At 73.3% G+C, this 13,880-nt stretch carries 11 protein-coding genes; 2 read left to right on the top strand and 9 right to left on the bottom strand.

Translation table 11 applies throughout. From position 1 onward, the window contains the following. Nucleotides 1-83: 83 nt before the first annotated feature. The 6 genes from SLP03_RS19060 to SLP03_RS19035 form a co-directional block, all read right to left on the bottom strand. Nucleotides 84-1,148, bottom strand: coding sequence for an FUSC family protein (locus tag SLP03_RS19060; RefSeq protein WP_319461958.1), 1,065 nt, complete (start codon nucleotides 1,146-1,148; stop codon nucleotides 84-86). Nucleotides 1,149-1,161: 13 nt separating this feature from the next. Next, a complete protein-coding gene (locus SLP03_RS19055; RefSeq protein WP_319461957.1) occupies nucleotides 1,162-1,656 on the bottom strand; it encodes a hypothetical protein in 495 nt (164 codons plus the stop codon). A 135-nt stretch (nucleotides 1,657-1,791) separates the two neighbouring features. Next, nucleotides 1,792-3,744 carry a vWA domain-containing protein gene (locus SLP03_RS19050; protein WP_319461956.1) on the bottom strand — a complete coding sequence of 651 codons (1,953 nt, stop codon included), beginning with the start codon at nucleotides 3,742-3,744 and terminating at the stop codon, nucleotides 1,792-1,794. 2 nt (nucleotides 3,745-3,746) lie between these two features. Further along, a complete protein-coding gene (locus tag SLP03_RS19045; RefSeq protein ID WP_319461955.1) occupies nucleotides 3,747-5,234 on the bottom strand; it encodes a sigma 54-interacting transcriptional regulator in 1,488 nt (495 codons plus the stop codon). Between the two features lie 118 nt (nucleotides 5,235-5,352). Then, entirely contained in the window at nucleotides 5,353-5,850 is a 498-nt protein-coding gene (locus tag SLP03_RS19040) for a hemerythrin domain-containing protein (protein ID WP_319461954.1), read from the bottom strand. 5 nt (nucleotides 5,851-5,855) lie between these two features. Next, complete coding sequence (locus tag SLP03_RS19035) at nucleotides 5,856-6,824, bottom strand: aldo/keto reductase (RefSeq protein WP_319461953.1); 969 nt, start codon at nucleotides 6,822-6,824, stop codon at nucleotides 5,856-5,858. 109 nt (nucleotides 6,825-6,933) lie between these two features. Between SLP03_RS19035 and mgrA the strand changes: the two genes are divergently transcribed. Beyond that, nucleotides 6,934-7,929, top strand: a complete 996-nt coding sequence (mgrA, locus tag SLP03_RS19030; protein ID WP_319461952.1) for an L-glyceraldehyde 3-phosphate reductase — start codon at nucleotides 6,934-6,936, stop codon at nucleotides 7,927-7,929. A gap of 52 nt (nucleotides 7,930-7,981) precedes the next feature. On the opposite strand, the gene SLP03_RS19025 is transcribed toward mgrA, so the two are convergent. Continuing rightward, on the bottom strand, nucleotides 7,982-8,929 hold the full coding sequence (locus tag SLP03_RS19025; protein ID WP_319461951.1) for a lytic polysaccharide monooxygenase: 948 nt from the start codon (nucleotides 8,927-8,929) through the stop codon (nucleotides 7,982-7,984). A 214-nt stretch (nucleotides 8,930-9,143) separates the two neighbouring features. Here SLP03_RS19025 and SLP03_RS19020 point away from each other — a divergent pair, with 214 nt between their 5' ends. Then, entirely contained in the window at nucleotides 9,144-11,246 is a 2,103-nt protein-coding gene (locus SLP03_RS19020; protein WP_319461950.1) for a DUF4153 domain-containing protein, read from the top strand. Between the two features lie 66 nt (nucleotides 11,247-11,312). Here the strand turns inward: SLP03_RS19020 and SLP03_RS19015 are convergent, their stop codons facing one another. Continuing rightward, entirely contained in the window at nucleotides 11,313-13,139 is a 1,827-nt protein-coding gene (locus SLP03_RS19015; RefSeq protein ID WP_319461949.1) for a glycoside hydrolase family 15 protein, read from the bottom strand. A 207-nt stretch (nucleotides 13,140-13,346) separates the two neighbouring features. Then, complete coding sequence (locus tag SLP03_RS19010; protein WP_319461948.1) at nucleotides 13,347-13,688, bottom strand: VOC family protein; 342 nt, start codon at nucleotides 13,686-13,688, stop codon at nucleotides 13,347-13,349. Between the last annotated feature and the right edge of the window lie 192 nt (nucleotides 13,689-13,880).

The following is a 13,880-nucleotide window of genomic DNA, read 5'->3' as shown; positions in this document are numbered from 1 at the left end:
CCCCTCCGATGCCCTGTTCGCGGCTTTTATCGGGCGCCAACTGCAAGATCGACGCGGTGTGGGTGCGGGTGCGGGGAAGGGGGTTAGTGGTCAGGGGGCGATTGGAGGCGGTGGAGAGCGGTGCGGGCGTCGTGGAGGTGGACGTCGGTGGCCGGGACATCCTGGGTGGGCGGCGTGAGGTCGGCGGATCGGCGGAGGCGGTCGGGAGGGGCGGTCATCGCAGGCGCCATGGCCGGTAGCGGCCGGGCGGCCAGTTCGGCCACCCCGTCGGCCAGCCCGGTCAGCCGGGCCGGCAGGGGGTCGGACGCTGGCGACCCAGCCCGGACGAGTCGGGTCTGCACGTCGTCGCAGAGCAGCAGGACGGCGGCGACCAGCACGTCGACGTCGTCGAGCGGACGGTCGGCCCGCCGCAGCCGGGCCACCCGCCGCCGGCCTCGTACGGTGCGACCGGTGACCCGCCGGGCCGCGGCGCGGGCCCCGGACAGCTCCCCGAGCCGGGCGTGCGCGTCCCGGGCGTGTTCGCAGGCGTCGCGCGCCTGCGCCACCGAGCCCCGGCGCAGCGCCTCGGCCCCGGTACGCAGCGCGTCCGCCGTGTCGCTCAGGATTTCCCGGACGGGTGTCTCGACCAGCTTCAGCGGGTCCGGGGTGAACAGCACCTGGCTGCCGAGGAGCCCGACCAGACCGCCGACGGCGGCGTCCACCAGGTAGTCCACCGGGGAGCTCGACGCCCCCACCGTCACCACGATCAGCACGGCTGTGCCGGCCTGGATGTATGTCAACGGCCGGGGGTCGATGAGCGCGGCCATCGCCATGGCCAGCGCGATCGCCGGCACGATGAGCCAGAACGTGTTGCCGGTGCGCAGCGCTCTCACGCCCTCCCCGACCAGGACCCCGGCCAACACCCCGACGAACAGGTCGACGGCCTGCCGCCCCCGGCCGCCCATGCCGGCGGTCAGGCAGATCAGCGCGACGGTGGCGGCGAAGATCGGGGTCGCGTGGCCGAAGAGCGACTGGGAGATCCACCACGCGAGGCCGGCCATCAGCGCGCACTGGGCGATCAGCGGCGCGGCCACCCGGAGCCGGTGCCGCAGCAGGCCCGGTCCGGCGGTGTCGAACGCCGACCGGTGGGGCCAGCGGGCGGGCTTCACCAGGCCGGGCGGCTCACGACCCGGCCGCGGGTGCGCGGGTCGCGCCGTCCCGCAGCACGCGGAGTTGGGCGAGGTGCATCGGGAGGTGGACGCGACTGTGCAGGTCGAGGGTGCGGCCCCAGGGCATCGGCTCGCTGACGGTCAGGTCGAAGCCCTCGCGCAAGTGGGTGTCGACCGGGGTGGCAGCGGCCGCCGGGTTGAGGCGGTCGGCGAGCACGCAGAGCTTCTGGCTGGTGGCTCGGAGCAGGGTGGCCAGCCCGTCCAGCCCGCCGCACGCGGAGACCAGCGCGTCCAGCTGCGGCCGGTGGATGGTCTCCAGGTCGTAGTAGGCGAACGGCGACCCGGCCAGCACCGCCTCGGTCGCCTCGCTCATCAGCTCGTCGTTGGCGGCAAGGTGCGCAAGGATCTGCTCCGCGCTCAGCTCCCCCTCCGGCGGCGCCCCGAACCCGCCCGCGTCCACCTCCGCGAGCAGCTCGTCATAGACCCGCCGCAATCCCCCGCTCTCCACCCCCGCAGTCAACCCCGCCGCCGCCCGTCGATCATGGCGTTATGGCGCCCGTTTCACCCGGATGAGGGGATTCGTCCACGACCACAACTCCATGATCGACGGGGCGGGAGAGTGGGGAGAGTGGGGAGAGTGGGGTCAGCGGCGGCCGTGGCGGGCGCGGAGGTAGTCGCTGACCACGTACTCGCCTAGGTCGTCGAGGTCGGGGGTGAACATGCGGCCCTTGGAGCGGCGGGCCACGGCGTCGACGAAGCGGCGCAGGCCGGGGTCGTCGCCGAGCATGAACAGGTTGAGCGTGGCGCCGTAGCGGGTGAGCTTGTCCACCTCGCGGATGGTCGCCTCGATGGTCTCCGGCAGCGGCGGCCAGTGGAACAGCGCCTCCCCGTCGTCCGGGTCGAGGTGGGCGGTCGGCTCGCCGTCGGTGACCACCAGGACCACCGGCTCCGCGCCCGGGTGCCGGCGCAGGTGCCGGCCGGCCAGCCGGAGGGCGTGCTGCAGGTTGGTGCCCTGCTCCATGTCCGGTTCCACCGCCGCCAACTCCTGCTGGGTCAGCGGCAACGCCTCCCGGCCGAAACCGACGATCTGCAGGGCGTCCTGCGGGAACCGGGTCGCCACCAGGTGCGACAGCGCGAGCGCCGTCTGCTTCATCGGCCCCCAGCGCCCCTGCGAGATCATCGAGTACGACAGGTCGACGCAGAGCGCCACCGCCGCTGACGCCCGCCGCTCGGTCTCCACCACCTCGAAGTCGGACACGTCGAGCTGCACCGGGACCGTGGGCCCGGTCCGGCGTACCGCGCGGGTGAGGGTGCGCACCACGTCGAGGGGCTGCTCGTCGCCGTACTCCCACTGCCGGGACGCCCCGCTGACCTCGCCCGCGGCACCCGCCGAGCGCAGGTCGTGCTGACCGCGCGGCCCGGCGGTCAGGTCGGCGAAGACCCGGCGCAGCGCCGTGCCGGCGAGCCGGCGCAGCGCCTTCGGGCTCAGCGTCAGCCCGTCCGCGTCCCGGCTCACCCAGCCCTGCCGGCGCAGCTCCCGCTCCAGCTCCCGCAGCCGGCGTACGTCGTCGGCGGCGTCCCGCCCCAGCGTCCGGGCCACCGCGTCGACGTCCACGTCGTCCAGGGTGGCGCCCGCCTGCTCCTGGTCGAGCTGGTCCAGCAGCTCGTCCAGCTCGGCGATCTCGCCGAGCGCCCCGGTCGCCTCGCCGTAGCCGAGCGGCTGGTCGCCGCGGACCCGCTCCCCGCGCCGCCAGTTCAGGTCCGGGCGCAGCGCCCGCAGGTGGTCGTCGAGCTGGGACAGCTCGACGGCCAACTGCTCGCCGAGCGACTGGCGCATCAGCCCGGCCAGCTCCTCCCGCTGCCGGTCGGACAGCGACCGCATCAGCCGCTCGCCGGCCGCCGACCGGCGGGCCAGCACGTCGACCAGCTCGTCGACGTCCTTCGGCTGCTCCGGGAAGAACCCGCCGTGCCGGCGCATGAACTCGGCGAACGCGTCGGTGGTGTCCTCGGCGCGGGCGTGCCGGGCCAGCAGGTCGTTGAGGTCCCGCATCATCTCGGCGAGCTGCCGCTGGGCGGCCGGGTCGGCGGCGGCCCGCGCCGCGGCCCGCAGCCCGGCGAAGCGCTGTTCCAGCACCTCGCCGCGGAGCCCGTCGAGGATCCGCTGGTACGTCTGCCGGGCCTCGTCGCTGGCCCACTCGTACCCGGCGAGCTCCTCGACCGCGCGGGCGGTCGAGCGGGGCAGGTTGTCCAGCACCGCCTCGGCGAAGCGGGCGTCGTCGCCGTCCCGGCCGCGCAGCTCGTCCCGCTCGGCGGCCAGGGCCTGGTCGAGCAGCGCCCGGGCACGGGTGACCGCCCCGTCCAGGTCACCCCGGCGCAGCGCCTCCCGGCGCAGCCGCCGGGCCCGGGCGGCCACGTCCTCCAGGCCGCCCCGCCCCTGCGGGCCGTGGCGCAGCAGATCACGCAGCGCCTCCCGGAGACTGCCGCCGTTGAGCACCTCCGCGCCGACCGCGTCCACCGCGGCACGCACGTCGTACGGCGGGGCGAGCGGGTCGGGCCCGCCCCGCCACTGGCCGTACCGGAACCGGTTGCCGGCCATGGTCAGCCCCGACCGCCGTAGACGGTGCGCCCCGACTCGGTGACGTCCTTGCCGAGCCGGCGCGTCAGGTGCAGCCCCTCCAGAACGAACTCGATCCCGGCGGCGGCCTCCTCCGGGGTGGGCGCGTCACCCAGCCCGAGCCGGTCGAGGACCTTGGCCAGCCCGGGCACCGGCCCGACCTGGCGCAGCAGCGCGGCAGAGGAGACCAGCTCCCCGGTCTCGATCACCGCGCCCTCGGCGACCAGCCCCGTGAACCCGGAGAGGTCCAGCCCGGCCAGCCGGTCCCGGAACGTCTCGGCGGTCGCCGTCCGCAGCAGGTGAGCGAGGACCTCGATCTCCCGCCCCTCCTCACCGCTCTCGAACTCGACCTTGCCGCGCAGGGTGGAGGTCACCGACACCGCGTCACCGACCCGGGCCACCGGGGTCTCGGGGCGTACCGCCGGGTCGCCGGCACCGGACGCGGAGCCGGCGGCCGCCGACGCGGCGACACCGGCGAGCAGGCCGGCACGGCGCAGCGCGGCGGCGGCGACCGTCTCGGCGGCGGCGATCGCGAACCGGGCGGAGACGCCGGAACGCGGATCCACCGACGGCGACTCACGCACCGCGCGGGCGAAGCGGGCCAGCACCTCCAACACGTGTTCCGGCACGTCGGCGACCAGGTCGGCCTCCTGCCGGATCAGTGCCAGCTCCAGGTCGAGGTCGACCGGGTAGTGGGTCCGGATCTCCGCGCCGAAGCGGTCCTTGAGCGGGCTGATGATCCGGCCCCGGTTGGTGTAGTCCTCCGGGTTGGCGCTGGCCACCAGGAGCAGGTCCAGCGGCAGCCGCAGCTGGTAGCCGCGGACCTGGATGTCCCGCTCCTCCAGCACGTTGAGCAGCGCCACCTGGATGCGTTCGGCCAGGTCGGGCAGCTCGTTGACGGCGAAGATGCCCCGGTTGGTGCGGGGCACCAGGCCGAAGTGGATGGTCTCCGGGTCGCCGAGGGTACGCCCCTGGGCGATCCGGATCGGATCGACGTCGCCGATCAGGTCGCCGACGCTGGTGTCCGGGGTGGCCAGCTTCTCGCCGTACCGCATCGCCCGGTGCAGCCAGCCGATCGGCAGCTCGTCGCCGGCCTCGGCGACCAGCGCGCGGGAGGCCGGAGTGAGCGGGTGCAGCGGGTGCTCGTTGAGCACCGAGCCGGGGATGACGGGGGTCCACTCGTCGAGCAGGGCGCCGAGCGAGCGGATCAGCCGGGTCTTGCCCTGGCCGCGCTCGCCGAGCAGCACCATGTCGTGGCCGGCAAGCAGGGCCCGCTCGACCTCCGGCAGCACCGTGTCCTCGTACCCGACGATGCCGGGGAAGCGGTCCTCTCCGGAGCGCATCCGGGCGAGGAGGTTGTCGCGGATCTCCTGCTTGACCGTGCGGTAGTGGTGGCCGGCCGCCCGCAGCTCGCCGAGCGTGCCGGGCAGGTCGGCGGGCGGGAACGGGGAAACCTGGTTGGGCGCAGTCACCCGAGCAACGCTAGCGCGGTCCGGCGGGGATCCCCCGGTTTCCGCCGCACCGGGGGACCCCACCGCCCTCACCCTCGGCCCGGGACCGGCCGCCGGCAGTGCGCGCGGGTAGGAGCCGTCAGCGGTGCTCGTCGACGTACTTCTGCGGGTCCTTGTCCTGAAACCGCAGGTCGCGGCCGTTCTTGTGCTCGCCGTAGAACTTCAGCCAGCGCGACCCCAGCTCCGCCCGCAGCTCGGCGCCGGCGTGCCGGCGGAAGTCGGGCAGCGCCTCGTCCTCCTCCTCGGCCAGGTGCTCGCTGTTCTCCCGGCGGGCCTGCCACACGGCGGCCCACCACTCGTCCGAGCCGACCGGGTGCAGCTTCGACTCGGCGATCGCGTCCCGGATCTTGTTGTGGTCGCCGACGGCGTCCTCGGTCTCGTCCTCGCCGTCGTCGCCGTGCTTCACCAGGTGCGGGTAGAGGATCGCCTCCTCCGCCTCGGCGTGGATGTCCAGGTGCAAAGCGAGCGCGTCCCAGATGGCCAGCAGCTCGGCGTCGTCCCGGGCGTCGTCGAGCCGGGCGAAGCCGCGCCGGAAGGCGGCGTGGTCGTCGAGGATGAGGGCGGTGATGTCGTCCATGGTGGTCACCTTCCGGTACGGGCGCGGACCAGCTTCGGCAGCGCGGCCAGGCCGGTGATCGGGCGGAACTGTCGGGCCTCGGTGGCCAGGGCGGCGTACTCGCCGTCGGTCAGGTCGATCTCGGCGGCGGCCGCGTTGCGTTCCATCTGCTCCACGCTGGACGCGCCGGGGATGGCCACCACGTTCGGGTGGCGCAGCAGGTAGGCCAGGGCGATCTGGGTGGGGGTGGCGTCGTGGGCGTCGGCCACCTCGCGCAGGGTGGCGATCAGCGCGGTGCCGCGGTCCAGGTTCTCCGGCAGGAAGTACGGGTTGGCCCGGCGCACCGCCCCGCTGGGCGGGTTCTGCGCGTCGTACCGGCCGGAGAGGAAGCCCTGCGCGAGGGGGCTGTACGCGATGACGATCCGGCCGGCCTGCTCCGCGTACGGGATCAGGTCCTCCTCGGGGCCGCGGTCGACCATGCTGTAGCGGACCTGGTTGGTCAGCACCCGGCGGCCCAGCGCGGCCTCGGCGAACCGCCAGCGGCGCAGGTTGTAGTTGCTGACCCCGACCTCGCCGACCAGGCCGACGTCCTGGAGGGCGCGCATGCCACGCATGGTGGTGGTGTCGGCGACCACCGGGTTGGGCTGGTGCACCTGGTAGAGGTCGATGCTGCTGACTCCGAGGCGGGCGGCGGAGGCGACCGCGCGCTGCTGCACCACCGGGGCGATCGGCAGCACCGGGAAGATCTTGCTGGCCACCACGACCTTGGCCGCGTCGTCGCCGAGCGCCGCGCCGAGGATCCGCTCGCTGCGGCCGAAGCCGTACAGCTCGGCGGTGTCGAAGAGGGTGACCCCGAGGTCGAGCGCCCGCCGGACGATGTCCGCCGCCCGGCGCTCGTAGTCGGGGCCGTAGCCCCACTCCTTCGACCCGAACTGCCAGGTGCCGAGGCCAATCTTGGAGATGGGCTTGGGGGTGTCGAGCTGGACGAAGCGCATGGCCTCGAAGCTACCCCGCAGGGCGGGTCGGCATGCCGGTTCCGGCGCCCGGCCCGCCCCGCCGCGCCAGGGCCTTCGAGCGTGGAGCCGGTCGGGCGGCACTAGGGTCTTGGACGTGACCTACCTTGCCGCCGATGAGCGCTACGACACCATGACCTACCGGCGCAGCGGACGCAGCGGGCTCCGGCTGCCCGCCATCTCGCTCGGGCTGTGGCACAACTTCGGGCCGGACCGGCCGTTCGCGCGGCAGCGGGACATCGTCCGGCGCGCCTTCGACCTGGGAATCACCCACTTCGACCTGGCCAACAACTATGGCCCGCCGCCCGGCTCGGCGGAGGAGAACTTCGGCCGGCTGCTCGCCACCGACCTGAAGCCGTACCGGGACGAGCTGGTCGTCTCCAGCAAGGCCGGCCATCTGATGTGGCCCGGCCCGTACGGCGAGTGGGGCTCCCGCAAGTACCTGATCTCCTCGCTCGACCAGTCGCTGCGCCGCATGGGGCTGGACTACGTCGACGTCTTCTACTCCCACCGCTTCGATCCGGACACCCCGCTGGAGGAGACGATGGGCGCGCTCGACGCCGTCGTCCGCGCCGGCAAGGCCCTCTATGTCGGCGTTTCCAACTACAACTCCGAGCAGACCGCCCGGGCCGCAGCGATCCTGCGCGACCTGGGTACGCCGCTGGTGATCAACCAGCCGTCGTACTCGATGCTCAACCGGTGGATTGAGGACGACGGCCTGCTCGACACGTTGGAGAAGGTGGGCGCGGGCTGCATCGCGTACAGCCCGCTCGCCCAGGGCCTGCTCACCGACCGCTACCTGGGCGGCATTCCCGAGGACTCCCGGGTACGCACCAGCGTCTTCCTCAACGAGAGCGACCTCAGCGCGGAGAAGATGGCCACCATCCGGGCGCTCGGCGCGATCGCCGAGCGGCGCGGCCAGTCGCTGGCCCAGCTGGCGCTGGCCTGGGCGCTGCGCGACCCGCGGATGACCAGCCTGATCATCGGCGCGAGCAGCGTGGCCCAGTTGGAGGGGAACGTGGCCGCGCTGGACAACCTCGACTTCACCGCCGAGGAGTTGGCCGAGATCGACCACCACCTGGGCTGACCCACGTGGTCGGACCGGGCGGGACTTCTGGCTGCTCCCGGACCGCGCCGGCTCACCAGATCCGGCGGCGGCCGGCGCGGTGGTTGCGTACCTCGCAGGCCCGGCCCACCGGCACGCTGCCGGCCCGGCGCAGCCGCATCGCGACGGTGGTGGCCAGCAGCACGGTGACCACTGCGGCGGCGCCGGCCACCAGCGGCCAGCGGAGGCCGCCGAGCGCGGTCACCGAGGCCACTGGCACCCCGGCCTGCGCCGCGGGAACGCGCGCCGGGTCGCCCGGCGCGGCGGCCGGTGGGGCCGGTGAGGCGGTACGCGGAGCTGACCGGCCGGCGGCGGCCGGGCTGGCCGACGGGCCGCCACGGGCACCGGACGCGGCGCCGGGGGGCGACCGGAACAGCACGTCGGAGCAGGAGTAGTAGGTGTCCTGGGTGTTGGAGTTCTGCCAGATGATGTAGATCAGGTGCCGGCCGCTGCGGCCGGACGGCAGCCGCCCTGGCATCTGGTACGCGCCGTCCCGCAGCGGCGGGTCGGTGACCGTCAGGAACGGCCGCCGGTCGAGGTCGGCCCAGGTCAGCCGCCGGCTCGGGTCGTAGGAGGCGGTGGTGGCGTAGAGCCGGAACGTGCCCTTGTGCGGGATCGTGGTCCGGTACCGGAAGGTGTACCGACCACCGGAGGTCAGCGTCGTCGCCGGCCAGTCGGTGCGCGGCAGGTCCAGCCCCCGGTACGCGGACAGCCCGCCGCTGCACAGCTCACCGTCGGGGATCCGCTCCCGGTCCCGGCCGTCGATCCGGGCGACCCGGATGTTGTCCCACTCCCGCACCGCGGCGCCGGCCGCGATCGCCGCGCGGCAGGCCGGCTTCGCCGCCTGCCCACCCTCCGGGCCGCAGGCCGCCGCCCGGCTGAGCGGGTTGGTCGGTGCGCCGTGCGCGGCGGCGGGCGCGGCGGTGAGCAGCAGAGTCGCGGCGGCGACCGCGACGGCGGCGAGCATTCGGCGTACGGCCATCTGATCGACCTCCCGGGCAGAGGTACGGGCGGGGAGCGGCAATGGTTCGACGGTTGCCCGGACGTGCCGGGCGCCACAGCGCCCACCGGGCCCTCCTTCCCACACCGCGCGGGCCGGGTCGACCGAACGGGTGATCCGACGCTCCGATCGCGGGGCGGCGCGCGGCACCGGTCTGGCCCTACAGTGACGACACCCCGTGATCAAGGAGCGTCCCGTGTCCGAGCCGTCCCCGGCGCCAGATTCCCCCCGGACCGCCGCCGCGGCCGGACCGACGGGTGGCGACGCACCCGCCGACGCCACGCCGTACCTGCTCGTCATGCCCACCGCCGACGGGTCACCGCCCGGGCTGGTGTGGCCCGGTCAGGAGGGCCAGCCCGCCTGGGCCATCCCGGTCACCGTCCCGGCCGGCACCCGCGGGTACGCCTTCTTCGTGCCGCTGGTCCCGGCCCCCGCGGGCGAGGGACCGGCCGCCCCGGCCCCGCGCGTCGCCGAGGGCTCCACGCCCACCGCCGCTATGTTCGCGCAGCCGAGCGCCGCCACGTCGACGACAGGATCGGGCGACGCCCCACCGACCGCCGAGGAGACCTCCGCCACCCCGGCCTCGCCCGCGACCGCGCCCGCCGGGGCGGCGCAACCCGCGGCGGCGCCGACCGTGCCGCAGCAGCGTCCCGTCCCGGGCGGGACCGCGCCGCAGCCGACCGCCGCCCCCGGGGTCGCGATGCCGCCGTACGCCGCGCAGCCGGCCCCGCCCTGGGCGACCTTCCCGCCGCAGCCGGGCACGGGCTGGACGCCCCGCCCCCCGGTGCCCCGGACCTCGTTCCTCGGCGCCAGATGGCCGGGGCCGCGGCAGGCCACCGGCCGGGCCACCCCGCTGGCCGTGCTCGCCGGCGCGCTCGGGATCGCGTTCTTCGTCCCGCTGAGCCGGACCGGCATCGGCTGGTTCCTCGGCTGGCTCGTGCTGACCGCCGGTGTGGTCGTCGCGGTCCGGCGGGGCACGGCCGAACTGCCCCGCACCGAGCGCCTGGTCCGCGGCGGCTGGGCGGTGGCGGCCCTGGCGCTGCTGTCCGTCCTCGCCTTCCGCAACGCCTGGTGGCTGGTGACGTTCTGCGTCCTCGGCGCGCTCGGCTGCGCGACGCTGGCCATCGTGGGCGGCCGGCTGGTCCGCTCGATCCTGTTCAGCCTGGTCGCCGCGCCGTTCGCGGCGCTCCGCGGCCTGCCCTGGGTACGCCGGCACATCACGGCCTCCCCCGACACGGGCATGGTCCGCCGGGTCACCGGTTCGGTCGTCGCGACCGTGGTGGTGCTGCTGGTCTTCGGCTCCCTGCTCTCCTCGGCCGACGCGGCGTTCTCCGAGGTTCTCGGCGCGATCGTCCCCAAGACCGACCTTGGCACGGTGTTCCGCTGGATCTTCCTGGCCGTGGTGGGCGCGCTGATCGCCGTCGCCGCCGTCTACACGCTGGCCGCCCCGCCGGACCTCTCCACCGTGGACAAGCCGAGCAGCCGCAACCTCGGCCTGCTGGAGTGGGCCCCGGCCATCGGCGCGCTGACGCTGCTCTTCGGCGGCTTCGTCGTCGTGCAGTTCACCGTGCTCTTCGGCGGCCAGCAGCACGTCCAGAAGGTCGCCGGCCTCAGCTACTCCGAGTACGCCCGCAGCGGCTTCTGGCAGCTGCTCTTCGTCACCCTGCTGACCCTGGCGGTGCTCGGTGCGGTGAGCCGCTGGGCCAGCCGGGAACGCCACGTCGAGCGCACCGCGCTGCGCGTCCTGCTCGGCCTGCTCAGCGCGCTCAGCGTGGTGATCGTGGTCTCGGCGCTGTCGCGCATGTACACGTACCAGAAGGTCTACAGCTTCACCGGCGAGCGGATCTTCGTGATGGCGTTCGAGCTGCTGCTCGGGGCGGTCTTCCTGATGATCCTGGCCGCCGGGATCCGGTGGCAGGGCCGGTGGATCCCCGGCGCGACCGTGGGACTGGCCGTGGTGATGCTGCTCAGCCTGGCCGTGCTCAACCCGGAGGACTACGCCGCCGGGCGCAACATCGCCCGGTACAAGCAGACCGGCAAGATCGACGCCTGGTATCTGCGAGCGCTCTCCGCCGACGCCACGCCGGCCCTGACCCGGCTGCCGGACCCGGTACGTCGGTGCACGCTGAGCTGGATCGACGACGACCTGGCCGAGCCCGACCCCTGGTACGCCTGGAACCTGGGCCGGTACCGGGCCCGTCAGGCCCTCGACCGGATCGGAAAGGACGCCGTCGGCGGGCCGAAGGACTGCCGGGCGGCCGACCAGTTCGACCTGCCCAAGAGCCGCCGTCCGCGCTGACGCCCGTCGGGCGGGTACGAGGAACGCCCTGGACCGCGATCAGCTCCCGATCCAGCGCGTTCCTCGTCAGGGGCGGCCGTCGAGGAGTTGGTCGAGGTTGACGGCGGTGCTGATCAGCGAGAGGTGGCTGAACGCCTGCGGGAAGTTGCCGACCTGCTCGCCGGTGGGTGCGATCTCCTCCGAGTAGAGGCCGAGGTCGCTGCTGTACGTGAGCATCTTCTCGAAGATCAGTCGGGCTTCGTCGAGCCGACCGGACTGCGCGAGCGCCTGGACGTACCAGAACGTGCACATGCTGAAGGTGCCCTCGCTGCCGCGCAGGCCGTCGGGTGAGGCGGCCGGCTCGTACCGGTAGACGAGGCTGTCGGAGACGAGCTCGGCGTCCATGGCCCGCAGGGTCGACTGCCACATCGGGTCGGTCGGCGACACGAATCCGACGCCGGGCATGGTGAGCAGCGCCGCGTCCAGGACGTCGGTCGCGTAGTGCTGCACGAAGGCACCGCGTCCGGAGTGGAAGCCGCGCGCCATGATCTGTTCGTAGATGTCGTTGCGGGCGCTCGCCCAGCGGGTGGTGTCGGCCGGCAGGCCACGGCGGTGGGCGAGTCGGATGACGCGGTCGAGTGCCACCCAGCACATCAGTCGCCCATAGGTGAAGTCCTGCCGGCCGGCGCGGGTCTCCCAGATCCCGTCCTCGGGTTGGTCCCAGTGGTCGCAGACCCAGTCAGCCTGTCGCCGCACGTTCAGCCACCCCTGGTATGAGCCCCGAAACCCGTGGCAGTCGGCGAGGTGCAGCGCGGTCATCACCTCACCGTAGACGTCGAGTTGCAGTTGGTCGGCCGCGCCGTTGCCCACGCGCACCGGGCTCGATCCGCGGTATCCCTCGAGGTGGTCGAGCACCTCCTCGGTGAGATCGGGTGAGCCGTCGACCCGGTACATGATCTGGAGCGGCATCCCGGCAGCCGCCGAGTCGCGGATGCGGTCGTTGAGCCAACCCAGATAGCGGCCGGCCTCGTCGGTGAAGCCCAGTCCGAGCAGCGCGTGCACGGAGATGGACGCGTCCCGGACCCAGGTGTAGCGGTAGTCCCAGTTGCGCTCGCCGCCGATCTGCTCGGGCAGCCCGGCGGTGGGGGCGGCGATCAGCGCGCCGGTCGGGGCGTACGTCATCAGCTTGAGCGTGATCGCGGACCGCGCGACCATTTCCCGCCACCGACCTCGATAGTGGGAGCGGTCGAGCCAGCGCCGCCAGAAGTCGCGGGTCTGCTCGAGCATCTCGCACACCTCACCCGAACTGAGCACGCGTGGCGGGTCAGGCGACGCTGTTTCCAGCACGACGCCACCGATTTCGCCCTCTCGGAACGTGCCGATCATGGACACGCCCTCGCTGGTGCTCCGGAAGTGCGGGTCGACCCCGATCTCGACATCGCGGATGGGGTTCAGGGTGAGGGTGAGGCTGGGAGTGCGGTAGACGACGCCGTCCGGATACTCGTCGAGTTCGTGCGGATCGCGCCCGTAGTTGAACCGGGGTTGGCACTCGACGCGGAACCGCATCGTGCCGCGAACGATCCGGATCACGCGGACCAGGCGGTGCCGGTCGGTGGCGCGATCTCCCGCGACAGGCATGAAATCCACGAGTTCAGCCACGCCGTCCGCGCTGAGAAAGCGGGTGATCAGGATCGGCGTTCCAGGCACGTACAGCTGTTTGCTCCGGTAGTCGACCCCAACGGGCGAAACTTGGAAGTACCCACCCTCGTGCCGATCGAGCAGGCCACCGAAGATGCTCGGCGAGTCGAAGCGGGGGGCGCAGAACCAGTCCAACGTCCCGTCTCTGCTCACGAGCGCGGCGGTCTGCAGGTCGCCGATCAAGCCGTGGCCCTCCACGGCAGGGTACGAATCCACCAGACCTCCCCGCCTTCGCCGCACCGACTGCGGCGACTACCCGCAGGCAGGCGGGGCACACCTCAGCCATGCGGGTCCGGCCCTGCCGGAAATGACGAAAGGCGCCGTCGCTTCCGACGAACGCCTCGGTTCTTGTTGAATCTGTTGGGCTGCAATCGGCATGAGATCCCAAACCCGGTCCGGGTCGGAGGCTGCCGTCCGTCTCGATCAGGCCGGCGCCGCGCCGACTCCGATCTCGTTGCCGTCCGGGTCGCGGAAGGTGGCCTGGCGGACGCCGTTGGCGTAGGTCTCGCGCTCGGCCGGCTCCAGGCCGCGCTCGGCGATCTGGGAGATGCGGGCGTCGAAGTCGCCGACGAAGACGGTGTGCATGGCGTGCCCGGCATGCTCGGGCCGCACCTCGATGAACACGTAACGGTGGTCGGCAAGCTCCCACACCGCCTCGGTGTCGTTGGGCAGGAACGAAGGCGGGGCGCCGAGGAGTCGCTCGTACCACGCCGCCGCCGCGGTGTAGTCGCGGACGGAGATGCCGGCGAACAGATCCATGGTCATGAGGTCATGCCACTGGCCACCTCGGGCATTCCAGCACCCGCGCCGCCATGGTCCGACCCAGCACTAGGTCGGGTCGCCCGGGGGGATTTCACCCCCGGGCTCCCACGGAACCGTGCGTAACAGTCTCCCGTTACACGGCTCTTGTCATCCTGATCACCAGAAGCGCGGTGTCCATGCCCAGTGGGCGAAGAG

It is taken from the genome of Micromonospora sp. RTP1Z1, assembly GCF_033804685.1.
Taxonomy (GTDB): Bacteria; Actinomycetota; Actinomycetes; order Mycobacteriales; family Micromonosporaceae; genus Micromonospora.
Note: the sequence above shows the minus strand (reverse complement) of the source record. Positions and strands in the feature narration are given on the sequence as shown.

Coding starts and splice junctions, on each gene's coding strand:
- SLP03_RS19035 (WP_319461953.1), bottom strand. CDS start 6,824: ATGCGCTTCGTCCAGCTCGACACCCCCAAGCCCATCTCCAAGATTGGC.
- SLP03_RS19010 (WP_319461948.1), bottom strand. CDS start 13,688: ATGACCATGGATCTGTTCGCCGGCATCTCCGTCCGCGACTACACCGCG.
- SLP03_RS19025 (WP_319461951.1), bottom strand. CDS start 8,929: ATGGCCGTACGCCGAATGCTCGCCGCCGTCGCGGTCGCCGCCGCGACT.
- SLP03_RS19040 (WP_319461954.1), bottom strand. CDS start 5,850: ATGGACGACATCACCGCCCTCATCCTCGACGACCACGCCGCCTTCCGG.
- SLP03_RS19050 (WP_319461956.1), bottom strand. CDS start 3,744: ATGGCCGGCAACCGGTTCCGGTACGGCCAGTGGCGGGGCGGGCCCGAC.